Here is a 22,203-nt window from a genome sequence, read left to right as displayed (position 1 = left end):
ATCAGGCCTTGTCGGCCAGACGGGCAGCCTTGGCGGCAGCAGCGGCAGCCAGGTCTTCCTTGATGCGGGCAGCCTTGCCTTCCAGGCCACGCAGGTAGTACAGCTTGCCGGCGCGGACCTTACCACGACGCTTCACTTCGACCGAGTCGATGATGGCGCTGTGGGTCTGGAAAACGCGCTCGACGCCGTAGCCGTGCGAGATCTTGCGCACGGTGAACGAGGAGTTCAGGCCGGCGTTCTTGGTGGCGATGACGACGCCTTCGTAGGCCTGCACGCGCTCGCGGCTGCCTTCCTTCACCTTCACGTTGACGACAACGGTGTCGCCCTGGCTGAACTTCGGCAGTTCGCGGGTGATCTGGGCGGATTCGAATTCCGCGACGATGGACTTGTTCAGCTTGCTCATGGGTTACACCGATTCTTGTTCGGGTGGGCGTGTCGTATCGACAACGTGGGCTCATGCAGTCACCGGACTGTGCTGCACGTTTGTTTTGGGTACTGCGCGCGCCAACCGGGGCTGGCGGGAATTGGCCATGATAGCCGATAAAGCCAGCCCTGCGCTAGGGGCTGGCCTTCTGGTTCCGGGCTTGGCGGCCCTGCTCCAGCAGTTTGCGGTCGGCCTTGCCCAGTGCCTGTTCATCCAGCAGGTCCGGGCGCCGCTGGGCGGTCCGGAGCAGCGACTGCTGGCGGCGCCAGGCGGCGATGGCCGCGTGGTTGCCCGAGCGCAGCACCTCCGGCACGTCCCCCAGCGGGTGCTGGGCCGGCTGGCTGTAATGCGGGCAGTCGAGCAGGCCGAGGTCGCCCTCGAAGCTGTCCTGCGCCGCCGACTCCGCATCGTTCAGGGCACCGTCCTGCAGGCGGGCCACGGCGTCGATGATCACCGCCGCGCCCAGCTCGCCCCCGGACAGCACGTAGTCGCCGAGGGAGATTTCCTCGTCGACATTGGCCTCCAGGAAACGCTCGTCGATGCCCTCGTAGCGGCCACAGAGCAGGACCATGCGCGGCAGCGCCGCCAGTTCCCGCACCTTGGCCTGGGTCAACGGCGCGCCCTGCGGACTGAGGTAGATCACCCGCGCCGGGGTGGGATCGGCCTCTCGGATCGCCTGCAGGCAGGCCTGCAGCGGCTCGATCAGCATCACCATGCCCGGGCCACCACCGAACGGACGGTCGTCCACCCGGCGGTAGTTGCCTTCGGCGTAATCACGGGGGTTCCAGCCATGCAGGCTGAATAGTCCCTTCTCCTGCGCGCGCCCGACCACGCCCAGTCCAGCGGACTGGGCGAGGAACTCGGGAAACAGGGTGATGACGTCGAAACGCATGCTCGCACTCAGAACTCGGGGTCCCAGTCGACCACGATCAGGTTGGCCTCGAAATCGACCGATTTGACGAAGTCCGGCTGCACAAACGGAATCATCCGCTCGCGGTCACCCCGGACCACCACCACGTCATTGGCGCCGGTGCTGAACAGGTGCGAGACCTGGCCCAGGGCGACGCCCTCGGTGGTCTTCACATCCAGGCCTTCCAGGTCCACCCAGTAATACTCATCGGGCTTCGGCGGCGGCAGGGCACTGCGGGCCACGTAGATCTCGGTGCCGCGCATCGCTTCGACCACATCGCGATCCTCGACCCCGGGAAAACGGGCCACCAGGTGCTTGCCGCTGTCGCGGCCGCGTACACCCTCAACCGTGGTTTCCACGCCGGACGGGCTGCGCACGATCCACGGCTGGTAACGGAAAATGGCGGAACGAGGCTCGGTCCAGGACTCGAGCTTGATTTCGCCGCGCACACCAAAAGCGCCGACAACCCTGCCCAGCAGGATGCGGCGCTCGATATCTTTCATCTGCTTCAACCAAGAGGGCCACGCCGAAGCGTGGCCCGTCAGGATCAGGCCGCAGCGGCCTGGGACTTGGTCGCTTCCTTGATCAGGTTGCGGACCTTGTCGGTCGGCTGGGCGCCGTTCTTGACCCAATGGTCAACGCGGGCCAGGTCCAGCTCGATGCGCTTCTCGGCGCCCTGAGCGACCGGGTTGTAGAAGCCGACGCGCTCGATGTTGCGGCCGTCGCGCGCGCTGCGCACGTCGGTGACGATGATGTGGTAGAACGGACGCTTCTTGGCGCCGCCGCGGGTCAGTCGGATCTTGACCATGGTGTTTTTCCTATTGCCCAGTCGCCAGGATGGCGAGGTAAGCGGGCGATTATAGCGGCAGATCGCGGCCGGGCCAACCCCGGGGATGAACTCACGGGGTCAGATCCCTTTTGCGGCGCAAAAGGGATCTGACCCCAATTTGTCCCAAGCCACCGCCGCCAGCACCGCCCTGCCCTGTTCAGCCAGCGCCTGGGAGCCGGGCAGGACATGCCCGTCAATGGCCTCCAGCGCCCACAGGCCGCTGGCGTTGCAGGCAAAAGCCGCCTTCACGCCGGCCAGATCGGCCAGCCGCAGCGGCTGAGTGGCCTGAGGCCCCGGCCAATGCTGCTTCAGCAGTGCCTCGGCAGTCCCGCGCAGGGCCGGCGCCTGCGGCCAGAGCAGCCGTTCACCATCGTGCACGGCCAGCTTCCAGGTGCTGCCTTCACTCACGTCGCCATCGGCGGTGACAAACAGCGCATCGTCGAATCCTTCCGCCATCGCCGCGCGACGCTCGGCGAACAGGCCGAAGGTGCCCACATGCTTGATCTGCGGCAGTTCACGCTGCCAGGCCACGCTGCGCACGCGCTTGGCGACGGTCAGCGTCACCGGCGCTGAAACCGCCACCAGCACGTCCGCCGGCACCGCCGCCAGCGGATTGCGGAAATCGAAGCGGCGCGAGTACACCGTCACCCGCAGCGAGGCATCGGCCTGCCCTGACTGCTGCAATGCCTGCGCCATCCATGCCTGTACCTGCACCGTGTCCAGTTCGCTGCCGAACAGTTCGCGCGTAGCCTGTGACAGCCGCGCCAGATGCAGGTCCAGCCCCTGCACTGCACCACCACGCACCTGCAGCGAGGTGAAGTGGCCGTAATTCACCAGCGCCGGCAGCAGGTCTTCCACCTGCGCCGCCCGGCCGTTGCAGCTCACCATCATGGCAGCAGTGCCTGCGCCTGTTCCCACATGCCGCGCAGCACGTCGGCGGCCGGCTGCGCCGGCGCCATCCACGCCGACTGCCCGGCCCAGGCCTGCATCGCCGCCAGACGATTTTCCTGTGCCGCCTGCCTGCGCATCGGGGCGGTCAGGCCGCGCTGCACCGGGTATGGACGCGGCGCGGGGGCGCCTTCTGCAGCAGCGGCGCGCACATAGGGCGTCGCCAGGCCACGGCCCAGGCGACCACTGAAGGCGCGGGTCGGCCAGGTATCTTCCGGTTCGCTGGCGGCCAGCCCATCGGCCCACGCCGAAGCGATCGCCGCTTCCGGCGTGCGCAGGAAGGCGGTGCCGATCTGCACAGCACTGGCGCCCAAGGCGAGTGCGGCAGCGATACCACGGCCATCGGCGATGCCGCCGGCGGCAATCACCGGAATCTGCAGGTGATCGGCCAGGCGCGGCAGCAGCGCGAACAGGCCGACCAGCTGGCGCTCGGCCATCGCCGGATCAAAGGAACCACGATGGCCGCCGGCCTCCGCGCCCTGCGCCACCACCGCGTCGGCGCCGGCGTCCTGTGCCGCGCGCGCTTCGGACAAGGTGGTGGCACAGGCGATCCAGGCGATGCCGGCGTCCTTCAACTGCTGCACGTGGCGCGGCAACAGCACGCCCATGATGGTCGAGGCCACCGCAGGACGCGCCGCCAGCAGTGCGGCGAACTGTTCTTCGAAGTCGGCCGGCGTGGCGTCGGCGGCGCTGGCCGGCACCTCCGGGCCCCATTGCGCGAGGAAGGCGCGGCTGGCGGCCTCGGCGGCAACGTCACGGGCAGGTACAGGGTCCGGCATCCACAGGTTCACCTGCGCCGGACCACTGGAGGCTGCGCGGAAGTCATCAATCCAGCGACCGATATCGGCCGACGACGACAACACCGCGCCCATTGCGCCCATGCTGCCGGCGTTGGCCAGCGCAGCCGACAACGGTACCGGGCAGGCACCGGCCATCGGTGCCAGCAGGATCGGAACGGAAACGCCAAAGCGCCGGCAGAACGCCTCGGCGCGGGAAGCTACAGCGGAACTCTGCATGACGGCCCATCGTTTCGGACAGGCCCCCATGGTGCGCGCAGGACAGGGGAAGAGTCGAGCCTGCTGCCCGACGGCCTGCTGCGGCGCTTGTGCGCCGCCGCCCGAGCGTGGGCCCGGGCGCTACATCAGATTGCGGACGGGGCCGTCATCAACGGAACGGCATGCCGCGGCCGCCCATGGCGCCCATCATCCCCTTCATGCTGCGCAACATGCCCTTCATGCCACCGCCGGCCATCTTGCTCATCATCTTTTCCATCTGCATGTACTGCTTCATCAGCTTGTTGACGTCGGCCGGCGTCACGCCCGAGCCCTTGGCGATGCGCGCGCGGCGCGAGCCGTTGAGCAGGTTCGGATTGCGCCGTTCCTTCTTGGTCATCGAGCTGATGATGGCGATCATGCGCGGCACTTCCTTGCCCTGGCTGACCTGCTGCTTCAGATGGTCGGGGATGTTGCCCAGGCCCGGCAGCTTGTCCATCAGGCCGCCGATGCCGCCCATGTTCTGCATCTGCTCGAGCTGGTCACGCATGTCGTTCAGGTCGAATTTCTTGCCCTTGGCGACCTTCTCGGCCAGCTTGGCGGCCTTGTCCTTGTCGACCTGCTGCTCGACCTGCTCGACCAGCGACAGCACGTCGCCCATGTCGAGGATGCGGCTGGCGATACGGTCCGGGTGGAACACGTCCAGGCCTTCCGGCTTTTCACTGACACCGACGAACTTGATCGGCTTGCCGGTGATGTAGCGCACGCTCAGCGCGGCGCCGCCGCGGGCGTCACCGTCGGTCTTGGTCAGCACCACGCCGGTCAGCGGCAGGGCATCGCCGAAGGCCTTGGCGGTATTGGCCGCGTCCTGGCCGGTCATGGCGTCGACCACGAACAGCGTTTCGGCCGGATTCACCGCAGCGTGCAGGGCCTTGATCTCGGCCATCATCGCTTCGTCGATGGCCAGGCGGCCGGCGGTATCGACCAGCAGCACGTCGACGAACGACTTGCGTGCATCGTCGATGGCGGCGCGGACGATGGCTTCCGGCTTCTGGTCGGCACTGGACGGGAAGAACAGCACGCCCACCTGCTCGGCCAGGGTTTTCAGCTGCTCGATCGCGGCCGGACGGTAGACGTCGGCCGAGACCACCATCACCTTCTTCTTGCGCTTTTCCTTCAGGTGCTTGGCCAGCTTGCCCACGGTGGTGGTCTTGCCGGCGCCCTGCAGGCCCGCCATGAGGATGATGGCCGGAGCGGGCACATTGAGGTTCAGGTCGCTGGCTTCAGCGCCCATCACCGCAGTCAGCTCGTCGCGCACGACCTTGATCAGCGCCTGGCCCGGGGTCAGCGACTTCAGCACTTCCTGGCCGACCGCGCGCACCTTGATGCGCTCGATCAGCGCCTGCACCACCGGCAGCGCAACGTCGGCTTCGAGCAGCGCGATGCGCACTTCGCGGGTCGCCTCGCGGATGTTCTCCTCGGTCAGGCGGCCGCGGCCACGCAGGCGCTCGATGGTGCCGGAAAGGCGCTGGGTCAGGGACTCGAACATGCGGCGCAACCTGTCTGAAAGCGGGGGACAATAAGGCAGACAGTATAACGGGTCTGGCTGTCTCCCCGGACTGCGGCCACGGGGCCGTCGCCAGCATCACGGGGGTATGCGAAACTGCAACGATGACAATCGTTCTCATCGCCGTCCTGCTCTACCTGGCTGCCAGTGCCCTGCTGGTGCGCGCGCTTGGCCGCGATGAGACGACCGGCTCCCCCATCTGGCTGTGGCCGGCCCTGCCCGCCATGCTGCTGCACGGCGGCTACCACGTGATGGTGGCGATGCGCACCAACGGCGGGCCGGACATGCACTTCTTCGCCGCACTGTCGCTGGTCGGCCTGGGCATGGCCTGGCTGACTTCGCTGGTCGGCGCGCGCGGGCGGATGTCGGCGTTGGGCGTGGTGGTGTTCCCGCTGGCCGCCGTGCTGCTGCTGGCCTACCACGGTTACGGCCACGAACCGAGCAAGGTGCTGGGCTGGCGCCTGGCCAGCCACGCCTGGCTGGCCCTGCTGGCCTACGCCACGCTGAGCATCGCCGCGCTGCTGGCGATCATGCTGTGGCTGCAGGAACGCGCCCTGCGCCGCCGCGAGTTCCGGCCTTGGCTGCGCGCGCTGCCGCCGCTGGCCGACCTGGAATCACTGCTGTTCCGGGTGATCACCGTCGGCTTCGCGCTGCTGACCCTCACCCTGGTCACCGGGGTGCTGTTCGTCGACGACCTGCTGGCGCAGAAGCTGGTGCACAAGACCGTGCTGAGCGTGCTGTCGTGGATCGTGTTCGGCGTGCTGCTGATCGGCCGCCGGCGCTACGGCTGGCGCGGCATGAAGGCGGTGCACTGGACGCTGGCGGCGATGCTGTTGCTGCTGCTGGCCTTCTTCGGCAGCCAGTTCGTGATCGAACTGGTGTTCGGGCATTCGCGATAGGCGGTGTGCCGACCAACGGTCGGCACCCACCGGCGCTACCGTCAAGGCTGGGCCAGGATCTTCCGCACCGAACGACCACTGTTGGTGACGATGTCATCAACCTGCCAGCATCCCTGCCCGTGGCGCACCATCGGCAGGCGGGTCAGGTAGGCCTTCTTCCACACCGAATAGCGCATCTCGACCTGGCCGGCGGAGGCCGAAGCCTCCTTCCAGCTGTAGCGCACCGGGGTTTCGATGTCACCGTCCTGCGCATCCAGCCACGGATCCGAATCGATTGTGCAGATGCCCTCTTCGCGCTGCTGGCAGGCGCGCTCTCCACGCAGTGCCTTGCCGAAGGCAGGGCTGACCAGGGCCGGGGGTGGCTCCAGCAGATCACCGTTGCCCGTCGTTGCCTGGTAGAAGGCGCGGGCCACCGCCTCTGGTTCCTGGCAGGCGGGTGACGCCTGCACGGTGGGGGCCAGCAGCAGCCCGGCGATCATCAACATCCATGTCTTTCGCATGTATTTGTCCCTGAGGTAGTGCCGGCCTACAACCCGTAACGCTCGATCACGTCCAGATGCGGCTGGCGATCCTGGTCACAGGCTTCAGCCAGGCGCAGCCAGCAATGCGGATGCGGCCACGTCGCGGTGTGCTGCTGCAGGAAGCGGTGCAGTGCCAGCGGTGCGTGGTCCTGCGGCTGGGCCACGGTGAACAGCAGGCCGGGCAGCGTACCCTCTTCCACATCGGGGTCGGTGACGGTGTAGTCCGGCCGGCTGTGTGACCACACCTTCCAGCCCTGTGCCTCGGCCGCCTCGACGAAGGCATTCCAGGCCTCTTCGCCCGGGTGCGCGCCATCGATCATCCAGCTGCGGGCGAAACCGCCGCGCTCCAGTACATGCACCTGCGCATAGGTCGGGATGAAATGCTCGCGTGCTTCCTCCTCCTCCGGGGCCGGATGCACCAGCGCGGCATCGAACACCACCCAGTCACCCACCTGCTGGGCGCGGTTGGACGGCGCGTTCTCGACGATGCGCGCGGTCACCGGACCGCTGCGACGGGCGTAGTACTCCATCGGTTCGCCGTTCTCCTCGCTGCGGATGATCACCCAGCCCCACGGCTCCTCGACCACGCCATCCTGGCTGGACAATTCCATGCCGATCGCCGCCGCCGAGCGGCGCACCGCGTCCCAGTCGCGCGCCGCGCTGGCTGCACTCATGTGGTCCCAATGCGCGGCATTGGGCTCCTCCAGCAGCTCCACCAGCTGTGCATAACAGGCCTGGGCCTCGCTGAAACGGCCGGTTTCCATGTACATGCGCGCCAGCGTGCCGCGCGCGCCGTGCGAGCCCGGAGACAGCTCCAGAAGCGATCGGGCCGCCTGCTCCAGCGCCGGCCAGTCGGACACGCGGCGTGCACGCTGCACCTCGCACCAGTGCGCGAACACCGGCACGCTGCCGCGATAGAGATCGGCCAGCTGGCGCAGTCCGTCGTCGTCGCCCTGTTCGGCCAGCCAGCGCATCAGCGTGTAGGCCGCGGGGCCATCGTGCTGGGTATGGCCGCGTACGAACCGCCACAGCAGCGACCGCGCCTCGGCCTGCGCGCCGCAGGCATTCAGCGCGGAGGCAGCCATCTCGGCAAGCGCCTCGTCATCGGGCAGCTCGGCATGCGCCTGCAGCAACCACTGCGCTTCGCGCTCGGGATCGCGCGACTGGTTCTGTTCGCCCTGCGCGTCCAGCCATGCCAGCAGCTCGCCCGCCGGCACCGGCAGCGGCGCGACGTCCGGCAATGCGTCGATGCGCGCGGCCAGGCCGGCCACCAGCGCCGCAGCACCCCGATCCTGGCGCAGCTGCGCCAGATGGGTGCGGGCCAGTTCCAGCTGCCGCAGTGCGACCCAGCGCGCGCCACGCTGCAGCGCCAGCTCCAGGCTCAGCGCCGCGACTTCGATCAGCAGGCGGTGCGAACCGACCCGTGCGAAGTGCTCGATGATGGTGTTGAAGCGCGTGCCCAGATCCCACGTATTGCGCGCGGGATCACGCTGGCACAGTGCTGCGGCGGTGTTTGCCCACAGCCGCCAGTAGTTCGGGGTCAGCTCGCTCCACGGCACCAGCTGCTGCAGCGCCTCTTCGTCGCGGCCCAGCTGGGCCATCGCCCAGGCCTTGGACAAGCGACGCGGCACCGTGCAGTTGGCCGGTTCGTACTCCCCGGAGGCTGCCACTTCGGCCTCGCGCTTCTCGATCAGCGCCAGTGCCTCGTCGGCGCGGCCGACAGCGAGCAGGATCTTGATCTGCATCTCGGGGAAGCTGTCGAACACTTCCTTGCCACAGGCTTCCACGGCATCGGCCTGCACCTGCAGGTAATCCAGCGCCTCCTGGCCACGGCCATCATCGAGCAGCGCATCGGCCTTCTCGCAGCTCAGGCACTGGAAACAGGCCCAGCTCGGATCGATGCGGCCAAGGGTTTCGTCGCAGACCTCGATGCGCTCGGGCACCCAGCCCGGGCCATCGATGTTGCCGTAGCAGGCGGCCAGGTCCTGGGTCACGCAGATCGACTGCGGGCATTCCAGGGTGTCCTCGCGGTGCGCGCGCTCGAACAGCGCTACGGCTTCGCCGAGTGCGCTCTCGCCTTCCACGCGGTTGCCGACGCGGTTGCGCAGCGCCCAGTGGCCGACATAGACGTCAACCCAAGGGTTGTCCAGCGCCTTGCCCAAGGCGCGTGCTTCGGGCAGCAGGGCATCGACGCGGTCGATCTGCAGTTCACTGACCTCGTCGGCGAGACGGTTCAGCAGGTGCGCGTTCTGCGCCTGGCCGGCCTGGCGCAGGTCACCCTGCAGCTTTTCGACCCAGTTCCAGATGTCCATGGGGATAATTGCTCCTGTCTAGCGAAGGCTGGATGAGAGGGTGCGGTGCTCAGCGCAGCATCTGCTGCAGGGCACCGGCGATATCGGTGAAGGCACCATTGAGATCCGGGCCCGGCGTAGCGGTCGCGCGTGCCAGCGGGCGGCCCTGCGCGGCGACGATGACTTTCAGCGAGCGCAGCAGGCGCGCCGCAGCCTCGGCCTGTGGGTGGCCCTCGCGCTGGGCGCGCAGCAGTGCCTGCACCGCCGGGTTGTCGAGATTGAGATACAGCCGCGACGGTGCGCGCGATTCGATGCGCGCGGTGAACTGGCGCGCCAGGCGCAGCGCGGCCATCGAGACGCGCTTGTCGTTCTCGTCGTCTTCCAGCCGCTGCTTCAGCTCGGCCTCGCGGTCGGGCACCACCACCACCGGCAGCGCCTCCGGGCTGAAACGCGCGGGCAGCAGCTGCTCGCCGTCGCCCAGTTGTTCGCGCAGCCACGCCAGCTGCGCCTCGTCGAGGCTGTCATCACTGCGGAACAGTGCGCGGTTGCCCTGTTCGGTACCGAGCTCGACCAGGCGCAGGCCCTTGGCCTGCGCCCAGCGCCGCAGGAACGGCACCACCGCGTAGCGATGGCCATGCGCGACCGGTACGCCCATCGCGCGGAACAGCATCTCTTCAAAGCCACCGCCGTTGTCGAGGATGACATGCACGGCACCGCGCGCCGGCAGCGCACTGGCCGGCAGGTCGCCCTGCGAGGTCGGTACCCGCACATGCTCCATCAGCAGTTCGAACAGGCGCTCATCGCACAGTGCCGCACCCAGCAGGGCCTCGTTGTGGCGGGTCAGCACGCGCCGCCAGGCTTCCGGTTGCTGCTTCGCAACGTCGGCCAGGCCGTCGATCAGCGCCTCCAGCAGTGCATGCTGCACCGCGCGGTACTGGTCATCGCGCTGCAGGTCTTCGCGGCTGGCGGTGGGCGTCAACCGCGAGGATTCGATCACTCCGCCGATGAATCCGGCCCACGGCGGCAACAGGTCGCGCGCGTCGTCATCCAGCAGCATCCCACGCACGAACACCGACAGGTTGCGGTTGTCGCTGGTGCCATAGGTGGCGCCATCCTGCACCCACAGCAGGCCAGTGGCATCGCTGTTGCCATCGGCGCGCAGCGGCACGGTGACGATCGGTTCGAAATCGTGCTCGAACCGCGCGGCGAACTGCAGCGCCTGCCGACGCGCCTGCACCGGATGCACGGCGACATCCCCCTGGCCGCGCCACGGCGGCGGCTCGGGATTGAGCGCCTCGCCCGCAGCACCGATGAAGATCGGCTCGGACAGCAACGCGCAGTAGCGGCCCAGCACCTCATGCAGGCGCGCCTCGTTGGCCAGCGGCAGGAAGTCCGGATGCAGCTCCAGCTCCACCTCGGTGCCGACCGCGCGTGCAGGCACTTCGCTGACGGTGTATTGCTCGGCGTTGCTGGACACGTACAGATGGCCCAGATCCGGCGCCTGGTACGAGGTGGTTCGCACACTGACCCGGCGCGCCAGCACGAAGGCCGACAGGAAGCCGAGGCCGAACATGCCGATCAGCCCTTCATCGTCCTCACCGCCCTGGCGCAGGCCACGGGTGTAGCCGACGCCGACGGTGGCCAGGTAATCGTGGATCTCCTGGCGGGTCAGGCCGGCCCCAGTATCGGTGATGCGCAGCACGCCGGCACCGGCATCAACCTGCACCGAAATGCGCGAAGGCACGTCAACACCGGGCTGCTCGATGCGGCGGCGGATGATCGAGTCATGCGCGTTCTGCACCAGCTCACGCAGCGCCACCACCGGGGTGGAATACAGGTGCTTGCCCAGCACCGTCATCAATCCATTGAGATCGACCCCGGCGCGACGGATCTCGGCGTTGGGGGCGGTGAGTGCGGTGTCCTGCATGTAATCGTTTACTCCTGGGCACGGAAAGACGCCAGAGGGCGTCTTCGTCGAGCGGGAAAAACTAGCACAAGGAAGCTGACCGTTGCCGTGATTGACGTTTGTAGAGCCGGCCTCACGCCGCGTCGATGGCCTCGGACAGGCGTTCCACCGCGATCACCTCCATGCCTTTCACCGAACCGCCCTTGGGCGCATTGGCCTTGGGCACGATGGCGCGCTTGAAACCATGGGTGGCGGCCTCGCGCAGGCGGTCTTCGCCATTGGGCACCGGGCGGATCTCGCCGGACAGGCCCACTTCACCGAAGGCGATGGTCTTCTCCGCCAGCGGCCGATCCTGCAGCGACGACAACACCGCCAGCAGCACCGGCAGATCGGCGGCAGTCTCCTGCACGCGGATGCCACCGACCACATTGACGAACACGTCCTGGTCGCCGACCAGTACGCCGCCATGGCGATGCAGCACCGCCAGCAGCATCGCCAGGCGGTTCTGCTCCAGGCCGACCGCGACACGGCGCGGGTTCGACAGCGGCGATGCATCGACCAGCGCCTGTACCTCCACCAGCAGCGGCCGTGTGCCCTCGCGGGTGACCATCACGCAGCTGCCCGGCTGGTGGGTGCTGCCGCCGGAGAGGAAGATCGCCGAAGGGTTGGAGACCTCCTTCAGGCCCTTGTCGCCCATCGCGAACACACCCAGTTCGTTGACCGCACCGAAGCGGTTCTTGAACGCGCGCAACAGGCGGAAGCGGCTGCCGCTCTCGCCCTCGAAGTACAGCACCGCGTCGACCATGTGTTCCAGCACGCGCGGGCCGGCGATGCCACCCTCCTTGGTCACGTGGCCGACCAGGAACACGGCAGTGCCGGTCTCCTTGGCGAACCGCACCAGCCGCGCCGCACTCTCGCGCACCTGGCTGACCGAACCCGGCGCAGCGGTCAGGCTCTCGGTCCACAGGGTCTGCACCGAATCGGCCACGATCAGCCGCGGCCCAGCCCTGGAGGCATGCTGCAGGATCGACTCGACCCCGGTCTCGGCCAGCGCGTTGACCCCGTCCAGTGGCAGCTCCAGGCGGTGCGCGCGGCCGGCCACCTGGGCCAGCGACTCTTCACCGGTGACGTACAGCACCGGCAGTTCGGCCGCCATCTTCGCCACCGCCTGCAGCAGCAGCGTCGACTTGCCGATACCCGGGTCGCCGCCCACCAGCACCACCGCGCCTTCGACCAGGCCACCACCCAGCACGCGGTCGAACTCGCCGATGCCAGTGGAGACCCGGCGATGCTCGGTCTGCTCCACGTCCTTCAGCGCGGTGATCTTCGGCGTATCGATCTTGCCGGCCCAGCCCGCCCGCCGCGACGCCGGTGCCTTGGCCGCCGCCGCGCTCTCCAGCACGATTTCAGACAGCGAGTTCCAGGCGTTGCACTCCGTGCACTGGCCCTGCCATTTGCTGAATTCGGCGCCGCATTCATTGCAGACGTAGGCGGTGCGGGCTTTGGCCATCGGATGATTTCCAGCAACGGGAACAGGCGTGGCAGGATAGCCGAGCCCGGTCGCAGCTGCTGCGACCGCTCAAGTCCTGCCCACCCGCGCCGATAGGGGTCGCGGGCGTGCGCCTTGCGGGCGCCCCCTTCCTCCCCCACTGGATTCAACATGACTGGCAGTTACAGTCAGAGCCTGGTCATCATCTCCCTGCTGGTGGCCATTCTTGCTTCGTACACGGCGCTGGACATGGCCGGGCGCCTGGCCACCGCCGAGGGCCGCGTGGCCCGCTGGTGGCTGGCGGGGGGTGCGGCGGCGATGGGCCTGGGCATCTGGTCGATGCACTTCATCGGCATGCTTGCCTTCGACCTGCCGATTGCGCTGGGCTACGACCTCGGCATCACCCTGTACTCGCTGGCGGTCTCGATCTGCGCCTCCGCCTATGCGCTGTGGCTGGTGTCGCGCCCCACCCTGCCGTGGCGCCGGCTGTTGGCCGGGGCCGTGCTGATGGGCCTGGGCATCGCAGCCATGCACTACCTGGGCATGGCTGCGATGCGCATGCAGCCCGGCATCGACTACCACCCGGGCTGGTTTGCCGCCTCCATCGCGGTGGCCATCGGTGCCGCTGGCGCCGCCCTGTGGATCGCCTTCCGCCTGCGCGCCGAGCAGCGCCACACCCTGCTCCTGCGCGTGCTCGCATCGCTGGTGATGGGCCTGGCCATCGTCGGCATGCATTACACCGGCATGGCGGCGGCGCGCTTCCCCGAAGGCAGCATCTGTGGCGCCGTCGGCAGTGGCGGCATCGACACGCGCTGGCTGGCCGTGCTGGTGATCGTCACCACCGTGGCCACGCTGGGCATCGCCCTGGTGGCCTCGCTGTTCGACCGGCAGATGCGCGTGCGCACCGGGCTGCTGGCCGATTCGCTGGCGCACGCCAACGACAAGCTGATCCAGGCGGCACTGCATGATCCCTTGACCCAGCTGCCCAACCGCATGCTGCTGCAGGACCGCATCGAGCAGGCCATCGAGAAGGCGCGGCGCCGCAATCATGCGGTGGCGGTGATGTTCTGCGACCTGGATGGTTTCAAGGCGGTCAATGATGCCTATGGCCACCAGCTTGGCGACCGCCTGCTGGTGGCGGTGGCGCAGCGCATCGGCGGCCTGCTGCGCCCGCAGGACACGTTCGCCCGCCTCGGCGGCGACGAGTTCGTGATCGTGCTGGCCATCGATATTCCCGACGATGCGGTAGTGGTGGCCGAGCGCATCATTGCCGCCGCCGGTGAGCCGTTCACGCTGGATGCGGCCGAACTGCAGGTCAGCGCCAGCCTGGGCATCGCCCTGTATCCGGATGACGCCAGCAACGAGCGCGAGCTGATGGCGCACGCCGATGCGGCGATGTACCACACCAAGGAGACCGGGCGGAACGGCTACACCTTCTTCACCCCCTCGATGCAGCTCAGTGCCAATCGCCAGCTGCGCCTGCTGCAGGACCTGCGCAAGGCCATCGCCCGCAACGAACTGATCCTGCATTACCAGCCCAAATTTCCGGCCGCGGGCGCACCGGCCACCGGGGCCGAGGCGCTGCTGCGCTGGCAGCACCCGGAGTTGGGGCTGCTGGCACCGGATGTCTTCATTCCGATCGCCGAACGCAGCGGCCTTATCCTGCCGATCGGTGACTGGGTACTGGACCGGGCCTGCGCGCAACTGCGGGCATGGCACGATGCCGGGCATGCGGAATGGACCATGGCAGTGAATCTCTCGCCGTTGCAGTTCGCCTCGCCGGCACTGCTGGACAGCGTGCGCGAGGTGCTGGAGCGGCACCGGATCGAACCGGCACGGCTGACCCTGGAGATCACCGAAACCACGGCGATGAAGGACGTCGATGCCAGCTTGGCGATCCTCAGCGACCTGACCGCAATGGGCGTGCACATCGCCATCGATGATTTCGGTACCGGCTATTCCAGCCTGCTCTACCTCAAGCGGATGCCAGCCACCGAACTGAAGATCGACCGTGCGTTCGTGCACGACCTGGAACGCAATGACGAGGACGCCGCCATTGTCTCGTCGATCATCGCGCTGGGCCGCACCCTGCAGCTGCAGGTGGTGGCCGAGGGCGTGGAGACCCAGGCGCAGCGCGAGTACCTGAGCGAGCTCGGCTGCGACCAGCTGCAGGGCTACCATCTGGGCCGGCCGATGGAGGCCGAAGAGTTCCTGCGCCGGGTGGGGTGAGGCCCCGGTTTCGGGGTCAGAGCCCTTGCCGCAGGCATGGGCTCTGACCCCATCCACGCAACTCCATCCACGCATGGCGTGGATCTACCCGGGCCCCGGGGTCAGAGCCCTGCCCTGCGGACAGGGATCCGACCCCATCCATCCGCCAACAGAAAGGCCGCCCGAGGGCGGCCTTTCTGCGTGGCAACGTCGCGAGGACGTCAGTGCATCATGTGCACGTTCATGTTGTGCATGACCCACAGGGTGCCGATCACGATGATGCCGATCACCACGACGGTGAAGGCCGCAGCGTTGACGTTCCAGCGACTTTCCGAAGAGCGGTCCAGGTGCAGGAAGAACACCAGGTGGACCAGCATCTGCAGCACCGCGGTGACTGCGATCACCACACCGTTGACGGTGCGCGAGAAATCGCCCGACATCACCATCCAGAACGGGATGACGGTCAGCACCACCGCCAGCACGAAGCCGATCAGGTACGACTTCACGCTGCCGTGGCTTTCGCCGCCCGTGCCGTGGTCGTGTGCATGGTTGTCATGTGCCATTACAGCGCTCCATTGAGGTAGACGACGGAGAACACGCCGATCCAGATCAGGTCCAGGAAGTGCCAGAACAGGCTCAGGCACGCCATGCGGGTCTTGTTGGTCGGGGTCAGGCCGTACTTCTTCAGCTGCACGAACATCACCAGCAGCCACAGCAGGCCGGCGCTGACGTGCAGGCCGTGGGTACCGACCAGGGCGAAGAACGCCGACAGGAAGGCACTGCGGTCCGGACCGTAGCCCTGATGGATCAGGTGCTGGAACTCCCACACTTCCATGCACATGAAGCCGAAGCCCAGCAGCCAGGTGATGCCCAGCCACAGGTACATCTGGCCCATCTGCTTGCGGTGCATGGCAATCATGCCCAGGCCGAAGGTCAGCGACGAGGTCAGCAGCAGCGCGGTTTCCCACGCCACGAACGGCAGCTCGAACAGGTCCTTCGCGGTGGGACCACCATCGGTACCGCCCGCCAGCACCACGTAGGTGGCGAACAGCGAGGCGAAGATGAGGCAGTCGCTCATCAGGTACACCCAGAAACCGAAGACGGTGTTGCCGCCGGTATCGTGGTGCTCGTGGTCGTCATGGCCATGGGCCGCCGCATGCGCGGCGTGCCCGTGGCTCAGGGTCGAGGTATTGGTGCTCATGCCTTCAGCTCCGACTTCACCAGGCCCTGGGCTTCCAGGTGCTTGCGGTGTTCGTTCTCGATGCGTTCCACCTCGGCGGCCGGGACCCAGTAGTCCACGTCCTGGTCGAAGGTGCGGTAGATGAACGTGGCGATCATGCCGACGAAGCCGACGATGGCCAGCCACCAGATGTGCCAGATCATCGCGAAGCCGAACACCAGGCTGAAGGCACCGATGACAACGCCCGTGCCGGTGTTGCGCGGCATGTGGATGTCGGTGTACTTGGCCGGCTTCGGCCAGGCTTCACCCCGCTGCTTGCGCTCCCAGAAATCGTCCAGCTCGGTGACTTCCGGCAGCGTCGCGAAGTTGTAGAAGGCCGGCGGCGAGGAGGTTTCCCACTCCAGCGTACGGGCATCCCACGGGTCGCCGGTCAGGTCGACGGTCTTCTTGCGGTCGCGGATCGACACGGCCACCTGGATGATCTGGCACAGGATGCCGGCGCCGACGATGAACGCGCCGCAGGCAGCAACCAGCAGCAGCGGCTCGTAGGCCGGGTTCACGGTGCTCTGCAGGCGGCGGGTCATGCCCATGAAGCCCAGCACGTACATCGGCATGAAGGTCACGTAGAAGCCGATGAACCAGCACCAGAACGCGCACTTGCCCCAGAACTCATTGAGGCGGAAGCCGAACATCTTCGGCCACCAGTAGGTGATGCCGGCGAACATGCCGAACACCACACCGCCGATGATGACGTTGTGGAAGTGGGCGATCAGGAACAGGCTGTTGTGCAGCACGAAGTCGATGGCCGGAATCGCCAGCATCACGCCGGTCATGCCGCCGATGACGAAGGTGACCATGAAGCCGATGGTCCACAGCACCGGGGTGGTGAAGTGCACGCGACCGCGGAACATGGTGAACAGCCAGTTGAAGATCTTCACGCCGGTCGGGATCGAGATGATCATCGTCGTGATGCCGAAGAAGGCATTGACGTTGGCACCCGAACCCATGGTGAAGAAGTGGTGCAGCCACACGATGAACGACAGCACGCCGATGCAGGCGGTGGCGTAGACCATGCCCTTGTAGCCGAACAGCGCCTTGCGCGAGAAGGTCGCGATGACTTCGGAGAACACACCGAACGCCGGCAGGACCAGGATGTACACCTCCGGGTGACCCCAGATCCAGATCAGGTTGATGTACAGCATGGCGTTGCCGCCACCGTCATTGGTGAAGAAGTGCGTACCCAGGTAACGGTCCAGGGTCAGCAGCACCAGGGTGATGGTCAGCACCGGGAAGGCCGCGACGATCAGCACGTTGGTCACCAGGGCAGTCCAGGTGAACACCGGCATCTGCATCAGCTTCATGCTGGGGGTGCGCATCTTGAGGATGGTGATGAAGAAGTTGATACCACTGAGCGTGGTACCCAAACCCGCCACCTGTAGACCCCAGATGTAATAGTCCATGCCGACGCTTGGACTGTATTCGATGCCCGACAACGGCGGGAACGCCAGCCAGCCGGTGGCAGCGAACTCACCGATCCACAGCGACAGCATGATCAGCACCGCGCCCGCCACGAACAGCCAGAAGCTGAGCGAGTTGACGAACGGGAACGCGACGTCGCGCGCACCGATCTGCAGCGGCACGGCCAGGTTCATCAGGCCGGTGATCAGCGGCATCGCCACGAAGAAGATCATGATCACGCCGTGGGCGGTGAAGATCTGGTCGTAGTGGTGCGGCGGCAGGTAACCCTCGGAACCACCGACGGCGATGGCCTGCTGGGTACGCATCATGATGGCGTCGGAGAAACCGCGCAGCAGCATGACGAAGGCGACGATGAGGTACATCACGCCGATCTTCTTGTGATCCACCGAAGTGAACCACTCCTTCCACAGATAGCCCCACAGCTTGAACTTGGTGATCAGGGCGACGACGCCCAGGCCACCAAGAACCGCGCCGACCAGGGTGGTCAGCACGATCGGATCGTGGGGGATCGACTCAAGAGAGAGTTTTCCCAACATGTTCATTCTCCCGAACCCGCGTGGCCGGCATGGCCTGCGTGTTCGTGTTCGGTGGCATCCAGGTTTTCACCCGATTCCTTGGAATCATGCGCGTCACTCGGGGCATGGCCCTCGTGCGCTTCATGGGTGGCGGCATCGGCAGCGGCGGCACCGGCATGCGAGTGCTTCATGCCGTAATGCTTGTTGTCGCCCATGTGCTTGGCGATGACCCAGTCGAACAGGCCTTCTTCGGTCTTGCCGAAGTAAGTGACCGGATACCACTCGGCGTTGCGCGCTTCACCCAGGGCCTTGAACGAGGCCTTGTCCAGGGTCTGCTCGCCGGCGCGGACCTGGTCCAGCCACTGGCGGTATTCGGCATCGGTGACCGAGTAGGCGGTGAAGTGCATCTTGGCGAAGCCCGCGCCGCTGTAGTGCGAGGACATGCCCGGGAATTCACCGGTCTCGTTGGCGATCAGGTGGAGCTTGGTCTCCATCGCAGCCATCGAGTAGATCATGCTGCCCAGGTGCGGGATGAAGAAGGCATTCATCACCGAATCGGACGTGATCTTGAAGTTCAGCGGCGTGTTGACCGGGAACTTGATTTCGTTGACGACCGCCACCTTCTCTTCCGGATAGATGAACAGCCACTTCCAGTCCAGCGAGATCGCCTCGATGGTGACCGGCTTGACGTCCGAATCCAGCGGACGGTACGGGTCCAGTGCGTGCGACGAACGCCAGGTCAGGACCGCCAGCACCAGCACGATCATGCAGGGAATGGACCACACCACCACCTCGATCGCCGTCGAGTGGGACCACTTCGGCTCGTAACGGGCCTTGGTGTTGGAGGCGCGATACTTCCACGCGAACGTCAGGGTCATGATGATGACCGGGATGACGACCAGCAGCATGAGCACGGTGGCCGTGATCAGCAGGGTCTTCTCATCCTGGCCGATCTGGCCCTTCGGACTGAGGATGGCCACGGCATCGCAGCCGGTGAGCATCACCAGCAACGACAGCAGCAGGCCCGGGCGCAACCAGCGCCCAAGGGTTTTCAACGGAATCATCGGTCGATCCAATTGCGAGGGAATGCCGTTCCCCGTCCCTGCCTGTTCCGGCCAAAGCCGGTCCCACCGGTCCGGAAGACAGGCAGGGAGGTGGGGTCGAGTCAGCCTTTCAATTTTAGGCCGTCACCCACCATTTAAGAAAGGCATTGACATTGATCGAGCGCAGGAAAGGCCCGATTCTGGCTGCGACACGTTGTCGCACCGCGCACGCGCGGCGGGCAGGACGCCCGCGGGCGGCATCCTGGCATCAGGTGCTGGCCGGCAGTCCGCCCTCGTTCGGCAAAGTCACCTGAACCTGTTCAGGCGTGCTGGCGGGTGCCTGGCGTGGGATGCTCGGCGCAGGAGGAAGGCCCGTGGACAAGATCGACTTCAGGAAGCGCGACCGGGCGCTCTATCAACCGCCCGCCGGCAGGTTCGTACGCGTGGATGTACCGCCCATTCCCTACGTGATGATCGATGGTCGCGGCGACCCGAACACGGCCCCCGCCTACCTGCAGGCCGTGCAGTGGCTGTATTCGGTGAGCTATGCACTGAAGTTCGCGCTGAAGGCCGAAGGGCGCGACTACGTGGTGCCACCGCTGGAGGCGCTGTGGAGTGCCGAGGACCCGGCCAGCTTCGTCGCGCGGCGCAAGGATGAGTGGGCCTGGACCGTAATGATCCGCACGCCCGAGGGCATCGGCCCTGCACAGTGGCAGGCCGCGATCAGCAAGGCGCGCGCGAAGCTGGGAGAGGCGCCGCCCAGCCTTCGCCATGAACTCCTTGCCGAGGGCCCCAGCCTGCAGACCTTGCACGTGGGCGCCTACGACGACGAGGGACCCGTCCTGGCGCAGCTGCATGACGAAGTGATGCCCGCACTGGGATACACCTTTGCCGGCCCCCATCATGAGATCTACCTGAGCGACCCGCGCAGGACCGACGCAGCGCGGTTGAAAACCGTGCTGCGGCAGCCGGTGCGGCCGATCGGGCCTGATGAGGATTCCCGCAGATGACACGAGGAATGCCGTGCGCCTGAACAACCGCCTGATGCGCTGGACCACCCTGCCCGCCGGAGGCCGCCTGATGGCCGTGCTGGGTGCTGCACTGGTGATCATGCTGGCCTGCAATCCGGATCTGCTGCCGTTGTTACCGGTGGTGGATGCGCTGGGGCTGGACGTGCTGATGCTGTTGCTGGGTGCGCAGGTGGTGGCGGTCCTGCCTTGGGTGCGGGAGCGGGCCACGTGCGGAACCAGAGTGCTCGCACGCCTGCTGATCGGCGCATTGGCGGGAGCTGCAGGTGGTTATCTCCGGCAGCTGGCATGGTGGCTGGCGCGGGATGCAGGGATGACGAGGCGTTGATGAAGGCTTGCAGCCTTCAGTGAGGTGGCCATCCAAGGATCACCGGCGGGCGCAAACAAAAAGCCCCAACCAAGGCCGGGGCTTTTCATTACAACTGGTGCCGGAAACAGGAGTCGAACCTGCGACCTACGCATTACGAATGCGCCGCTCTACCAACTGAGCTATTCCGGCCTAGCTAGGCATTGTAGGACTACAAGCAACATGCGGTCAATGGCCGCGCATCTACCGTCTTCATGGGCCAACAAGCGGCTATCAGCTACTGAAAGTGGCTTTCACGGATGACCCTGGAACATCGCAGGTCGAGATCAACATGAAATGACTTCAGTCCGCCTTCTGGCAGCAGAACCCTGTCATGGACGTGCTGGACCGAGAAGCCAATATCTGCGGTGCCGGAAGACTCCTCCGCAATCCGATACATCTCCCGTTTCCATCCCCTCGTCTCTTGAACGTAAGTCTCGATTGTTGTCACGCATCGTTCTAGCCCTTCCCACCCCTTCTCGCCTCGGGACTCCTCCGCTGCACAGCCGCCCGCCATCAGCAATGGAAACAGCAGCCCAACTTTCAAGGTGACTAAGCGTTTCATCTGCGCCCCTCAATGATAGGTATGAAAACGCACACCCCTCATGACTTCCAATCATCTCAGCGATGTCTCCACCCGGTTCGCACACACCCGCCCCTCGGCGAAATCCCGCAGGTTCCCCAGCGTGATTGCCGAGATCTCCTGCAGCGCCTCTACGGTGAAGAACCCCTGGTGGCCGGTCACCAGCACGTTGGGGAAGGTCATCAGGCGCTGGAAGGCCTCATCATCGATGATCTCGCCGGACAGGTCCTGGAAGAACAGCGCGCTTTCCTGCTCGTAGACGTCGATGGCCAGATGACCCAGCCGCCGCGACTTCAGCGCGCGGATCACCGCATGGGTATCGACCAGCGCGCCGCGCGAGGTGTTGACCAGCATCGCGCCGGTCTTCATCCGCGCCAGCGAGGCGTCGTTGATCAGGTGTTGGGTATCGGGCGTCAGCGGGCAATGCAGCGACACGATGTCGGCGCGCGCCAGCAGTTCATCCAGCCCAACCATGTCGCCCACGCCGGCGAAGGCCGGCGATGGATACGGGTCATGCCCCAGCACGGTGCAGCCCATGCCGTGGAAGATGCGTGCGGTGGCCAGGCCGATCTTGCCGGTGCCGACGATGCCGACCGTGCGCCCATGCAGAGTGCGGCCGAGCAGGCCATCGAGCATGAAGTTGCCCTCGCGCACGCGATTGTAGGCGCGATGGGTCTGCCGGTTGAGCGTCATCACCAGCGCCAGCGCGTGCTCGGCCACGGCTTCGGGGGAATAGGCCGGCACCCGTGCGACGAACAGGTCCAGCGCTTTCGCGGCTGCCAGGTCCACATTGTTGAAGCCGGCGCAGCGCAGCAGTACGGCGCGCACGCCCAACGCATGCAGCGCGTGCAGAACCGGCGCGTCGAGACGGTCGTTGACGAACACGCAGACGGCGGCGCAGTCCTGCGCAAGCGCGGCGGTATGCACGTCCAGCGCGGCATCGAAGTACACGAACGCAAAGCCCTGCCCGGCCGTATCGCGCTGATTGGCCTCGTCCAGGAAGCGACGGTCGTAGGGGCGGGCACTGAAGACGGCGATCTGCATG

At 66.4% G+C, this 22,203-nt stretch carries 21 protein-coding genes and 1 tRNA gene; 4 read left to right on the top strand and 18 right to left on the bottom strand.

Annotation, left to right across the window (positions count from 1 at the left end; genetic code table 11):
* Nucleotide 1: 1 nt before the first annotated feature.
* The 7 genes from rplS to ffh all read right to left on the bottom strand — a co-directional run bounded on the left by rplS (nucleotide 2) and on the right by ffh (nucleotide 5,652).
* On the bottom strand, nucleotides 2-403 hold the full coding sequence (gene rplS / locus PEM_RS04230) for a 50S ribosomal protein L19 (RefSeq protein WP_005415736.1): 402 nt from the start codon (nucleotides 401-403) through the stop codon (nucleotides 2-4).
* A 154-nt stretch (nucleotides 404-557) separates the two neighbouring features.
* A complete protein-coding gene (gene trmD / locus PEM_RS04225; protein ID WP_005415735.1) occupies nucleotides 558-1,316 on the bottom strand; it encodes a tRNA (guanosine(37)-N1)-methyltransferase TrmD in 759 nt (252 codons plus the stop codon).
* Between the two features lie 8 nt (nucleotides 1,317-1,324).
* Entirely contained in the window at nucleotides 1,325-1,837 is a 513-nt protein-coding gene (gene rimM / locus PEM_RS04220) for a ribosome maturation factor RimM (RefSeq protein WP_005415734.1), read from the bottom strand.
* 44 nt (nucleotides 1,838-1,881) lie between these two features.
* Nucleotides 1,882-2,142: a 30S ribosomal protein S16 gene (gene rpsP, locus PEM_RS04215; RefSeq protein ID WP_005415733.1), complete on the bottom strand. Its 261-nt coding sequence runs from the start codon at nucleotides 2,140-2,142 to the stop codon at nucleotides 1,882-1,884.
* 99 nt (nucleotides 2,143-2,241) lie between these two features.
* Nucleotides 2,242-3,054, bottom strand: coding sequence for an aminotransferase class IV family protein (locus tag PEM_RS04210; RefSeq protein ID WP_111127968.1), 813 nt, complete (start codon nucleotides 3,052-3,054; stop codon nucleotides 2,242-2,244).
* Nucleotides 3,051-4,127: a nitronate monooxygenase gene (locus PEM_RS04205; RefSeq protein ID WP_111127969.1), complete on the bottom strand. Its 1,077-nt coding sequence runs from the start codon at nucleotides 4,125-4,127 to the stop codon at nucleotides 3,051-3,053. Before PEM_RS04205 ends, PEM_RS04210 begins: the two co-directional genes overlap by 4 nt.
* Nucleotides 4,128-4,275: 148 nt before the next feature.
* Entirely contained in the window at nucleotides 4,276-5,652 is a 1,377-nt protein-coding gene (gene ffh, locus PEM_RS04200) for a signal recognition particle protein (RefSeq protein WP_005408591.1), read from the bottom strand.
* 122 nt (nucleotides 5,653-5,774) lie between these two features.
* Here ffh and ccsA point away from each other — a divergent pair, with 122 nt between their 5' ends.
* Nucleotides 5,775-6,569 carry a cytochrome c biogenesis protein CcsA gene (ccsA, locus tag PEM_RS04195; RefSeq protein ID WP_005415730.1) on the top strand — a complete coding sequence of 265 codons (795 nt, stop codon included), beginning with the start codon at nucleotides 5,775-5,777 and terminating at the stop codon, nucleotides 6,567-6,569.
* A gap of 41 nt (nucleotides 6,570-6,610) precedes the next feature.
* On the opposite strand, the gene PEM_RS04190 is transcribed toward ccsA, so the two are convergent.
* The 4 genes from PEM_RS04190 to radA all read right to left on the bottom strand — a co-directional run bounded on the left by PEM_RS04190 (nucleotide 6,611) and on the right by radA (nucleotide 12,797).
* On the bottom strand, nucleotides 6,611-7,069 hold the full coding sequence (locus tag PEM_RS04190; RefSeq protein ID WP_032954025.1) for a hypothetical protein: 459 nt from the start codon (nucleotides 7,067-7,069) through the stop codon (nucleotides 6,611-6,613).
* A 26-nt stretch (nucleotides 7,070-7,095) separates the two neighbouring features.
* Nucleotides 7,096-9,402: a tetratricopeptide repeat protein gene (locus PEM_RS04185; RefSeq protein ID WP_111127972.1), complete on the bottom strand. Its 2,307-nt coding sequence runs from the start codon at nucleotides 9,400-9,402 to the stop codon at nucleotides 7,096-7,098.
* Between the two features lie 49 nt (nucleotides 9,403-9,451).
* A complete protein-coding gene (locus PEM_RS04180) occupies nucleotides 9,452-11,308 on the bottom strand; it encodes an ATP-binding protein (protein ID WP_053498505.1) in 1,857 nt (618 codons plus the stop codon).
* Between the two features lie 112 nt (nucleotides 11,309-11,420).
* Nucleotides 11,421-12,797 carry a DNA repair protein RadA gene (gene radA, locus PEM_RS04175; RefSeq protein ID WP_111127974.1) on the bottom strand — a complete coding sequence of 459 codons (1,377 nt, stop codon included), beginning with the start codon at nucleotides 12,795-12,797 and terminating at the stop codon, nucleotides 11,421-11,423.
* Between the two features lie 150 nt (nucleotides 12,798-12,947).
* On the opposite strand from radA, the gene PEM_RS04170 reads away from it, so the two are divergent.
* A complete protein-coding gene (locus PEM_RS04170) occupies nucleotides 12,948-15,005 on the top strand; it encodes an EAL domain-containing protein (protein ID WP_111174800.1) in 2,058 nt (685 codons plus the stop codon).
* Nucleotides 15,006-15,205: 200 nt separating this feature from the next.
* Here PEM_RS04170 and cyoD read toward each other — a convergent pair whose 3' ends face one another.
* The 4 genes from cyoD to cyoA are packed head-to-tail and all read right to left on the bottom strand — an operon-like array spanning nucleotide 15,206 to nucleotide 19,222.
* A complete protein-coding gene (cyoD, locus tag PEM_RS04165) occupies nucleotides 15,206-15,547 on the bottom strand; it encodes a cytochrome o ubiquinol oxidase subunit IV (protein ID WP_005415725.1) in 342 nt (113 codons plus the stop codon).
* Nucleotides 15,547-16,185 carry a cytochrome o ubiquinol oxidase subunit III gene (cyoC, locus tag PEM_RS04160; protein WP_005408583.1) on the bottom strand — a complete coding sequence of 213 codons (639 nt, stop codon included), beginning with the start codon at nucleotides 16,183-16,185 and terminating at the stop codon, nucleotides 15,547-15,549. The genes cyoD and cyoC overlap by 1 nt, the downstream gene beginning before the upstream one ends.
* Nucleotides 16,182-18,179: a cytochrome o ubiquinol oxidase subunit I gene (gene cyoB / locus PEM_RS04155; RefSeq protein ID WP_095377778.1), complete on the bottom strand. Its 1,998-nt coding sequence runs from the start codon at nucleotides 18,177-18,179 to the stop codon at nucleotides 16,182-16,184. The genes cyoC and cyoB overlap by 4 nt, the downstream gene beginning before the upstream one ends.
* A 2-nt stretch (nucleotides 18,180-18,181) precedes the next feature.
* Nucleotides 18,182-19,222 carry a ubiquinol oxidase subunit II gene (gene cyoA / locus PEM_RS04150; RefSeq protein ID WP_005415723.1) on the bottom strand — a complete coding sequence of 347 codons (1,041 nt, stop codon included), beginning with the start codon at nucleotides 19,220-19,222 and terminating at the stop codon, nucleotides 18,182-18,184.
* A gap of 353 nt (nucleotides 19,223-19,575) precedes the next feature.
* On the opposite strand from cyoA, the gene PEM_RS04145 reads away from it, so the two are divergent.
* Together PEM_RS04145 and PEM_RS04140 are read left to right on the top strand one after the other, a co-directional pair.
* The gene (locus tag PEM_RS04145) at nucleotides 19,576-20,211 is read left to right on the top strand and encodes a GyrI-like domain-containing protein (RefSeq protein WP_111129588.1); all 636 of its coding nucleotides are present in this window, start codon (nucleotides 19,576-19,578) and stop codon (nucleotides 20,209-20,211) included.
* Nucleotides 20,212-20,224: 13 nt separating this feature from the next.
* Nucleotides 20,225-20,557 carry a hypothetical protein gene (locus PEM_RS04140; RefSeq protein WP_111129587.1) on the top strand — a complete coding sequence of 111 codons (333 nt, stop codon included), beginning with the start codon at nucleotides 20,225-20,227 and terminating at the stop codon, nucleotides 20,555-20,557.
* A gap of 95 nt (nucleotides 20,558-20,652) precedes the next feature.
* Here the strand turns inward: PEM_RS04140 and PEM_RS04135 are convergent.
* The 3 genes from PEM_RS04135 to PEM_RS04125 all read right to left on the bottom strand — a co-directional run bounded on the left by PEM_RS04135 (nucleotide 20,653) and on the right by PEM_RS04125 (nucleotide 22,202).
* Nucleotides 20,653-20,728 (bottom strand) — tRNA-Thr (locus PEM_RS04135).
* An 85-nt stretch (nucleotides 20,729-20,813) separates the two neighbouring features.
* The gene (locus PEM_RS04130; protein ID WP_065196540.1) at nucleotides 20,814-21,140 is read right to left on the bottom strand and encodes a hypothetical protein; all 327 of its coding nucleotides are present in this window, start codon (nucleotides 21,138-21,140) and stop codon (nucleotides 20,814-20,816) included.
* 51 nt (nucleotides 21,141-21,191) lie between these two features.
* Complete coding sequence (locus PEM_RS04125; protein WP_111129589.1) at nucleotides 21,192-22,202, bottom strand: 2-hydroxyacid dehydrogenase; 1,011 nt, start codon at nucleotides 22,200-22,202, stop codon at nucleotides 21,192-21,194.
* Nucleotide 22,203: the final 1 nt, after the last annotated feature.

Source organism: Stenotrophomonas sp. Pemsol, assembly GCF_003586545.1.
GTDB classification, from domain to species: Bacteria; Pseudomonadota; Gammaproteobacteria; order Xanthomonadales; family Xanthomonadaceae; genus Stenotrophomonas; species Stenotrophomonas sepilia.
The sequence above is the reverse complement of the archived record's forward strand: the minus strand, read 5'-3'. Positions and strand labels throughout refer to the sequence as shown.

Coding starts and splice junctions, on each gene's coding strand:
- rplS (WP_005415736.1), bottom strand. CDS start 403: ATGAGCAAGCTGAACAAGTCCATCGTCGCGGAATTCGAATCCGCCCAG.
- trmD (WP_005415735.1), bottom strand. CDS start 1,316: ATGCGTTTCGACGTCATCACCCTGTTTCCCGAGTTCCTCGCCCAGTCC.
- rimM (WP_005415734.1), bottom strand. CDS start 1,837: ATGAAAGATATCGAGCGCCGCATCCTGCTGGGCAGGGTTGTCGGCGCT.
- rpsP (WP_005415733.1), bottom strand. CDS start 2,142: ATGGTCAAGATCCGACTGACCCGCGGCGGCGCCAAGAAGCGTCCGTTC.
- PEM_RS04210 (WP_111127968.1), bottom strand. CDS start 3,054: ATGATGGTGAGCTGCAACGGCCGGGCGGCGCAGGTGGAAGACCTGCTG.
- PEM_RS04205 (WP_111127969.1), bottom strand. CDS start 4,127: ATGCAGAGTTCCGCTGTAGCTTCCCGCGCCGAGGCGTTCTGCCGGCGC.
- ffh (WP_005408591.1), bottom strand. CDS start 5,652: ATGTTCGAGTCCCTGACCCAGCGCCTTTCCGGCACCATCGAGCGCCTG.
- ccsA (WP_005415730.1), top strand. CDS start 5,775: ATGACAATCGTTCTCATCGCCGTCCTGCTCTACCTGGCTGCCAGTGCC.
- PEM_RS04190 (WP_032954025.1), bottom strand. CDS start 7,069: ATGCGAAAGACATGGATGTTGATGATCGCCGGGCTGCTGCTGGCCCCC.
- PEM_RS04185 (WP_111127972.1), bottom strand. CDS start 9,402: ATGGACATCTGGAACTGGGTCGAAAAGCTGCAGGGTGACCTGCGCCAG.
- PEM_RS04180 (WP_053498505.1), bottom strand. CDS start 11,308: ATGCAGGACACCGCACTCACCGCCCCCAACGCCGAGATCCGTCGCGCC.
- radA (WP_111127974.1), bottom strand. CDS start 12,797: ATGGCCAAAGCCCGCACCGCCTACGTCTGCAATGAATGCGGCGCCGAA.
- PEM_RS04170 (WP_111174800.1), top strand. CDS start 12,948: ATGACTGGCAGTTACAGTCAGAGCCTGGTCATCATCTCCCTGCTGGTG.
- cyoD (WP_005415725.1), bottom strand. CDS start 15,547: ATGGCACATGACAACCATGCACACGACCACGGCACGGGCGGCGAAAGC.
- cyoC (WP_005408583.1), bottom strand. CDS start 16,185: ATGAGCACCAATACCTCGACCCTGAGCCACGGGCACGCCGCGCATGCG.
- cyoB (WP_095377778.1), bottom strand. CDS start 18,179: ATGTTGGGAAAACTCTCTCTTGAGTCGATCCCCCACGATCCGATCGTG.
- cyoA (WP_005415723.1), bottom strand. CDS start 19,222: ATGATTCCGTTGAAAACCCTTGGGCGCTGGTTGCGCCCGGGCCTGCTG.
- PEM_RS04130 (WP_065196540.1), bottom strand. CDS start 21,140: ATGAAACGCTTAGTCACCTTGAAAGTTGGGCTGCTGTTTCCATTGCTG.
- PEM_RS04125 (WP_111129589.1), bottom strand. CDS start 22,202: ATGCAGATCGCCGTCTTCAGTGCCCGCCCCTACGACCGTCGCTTCCTG.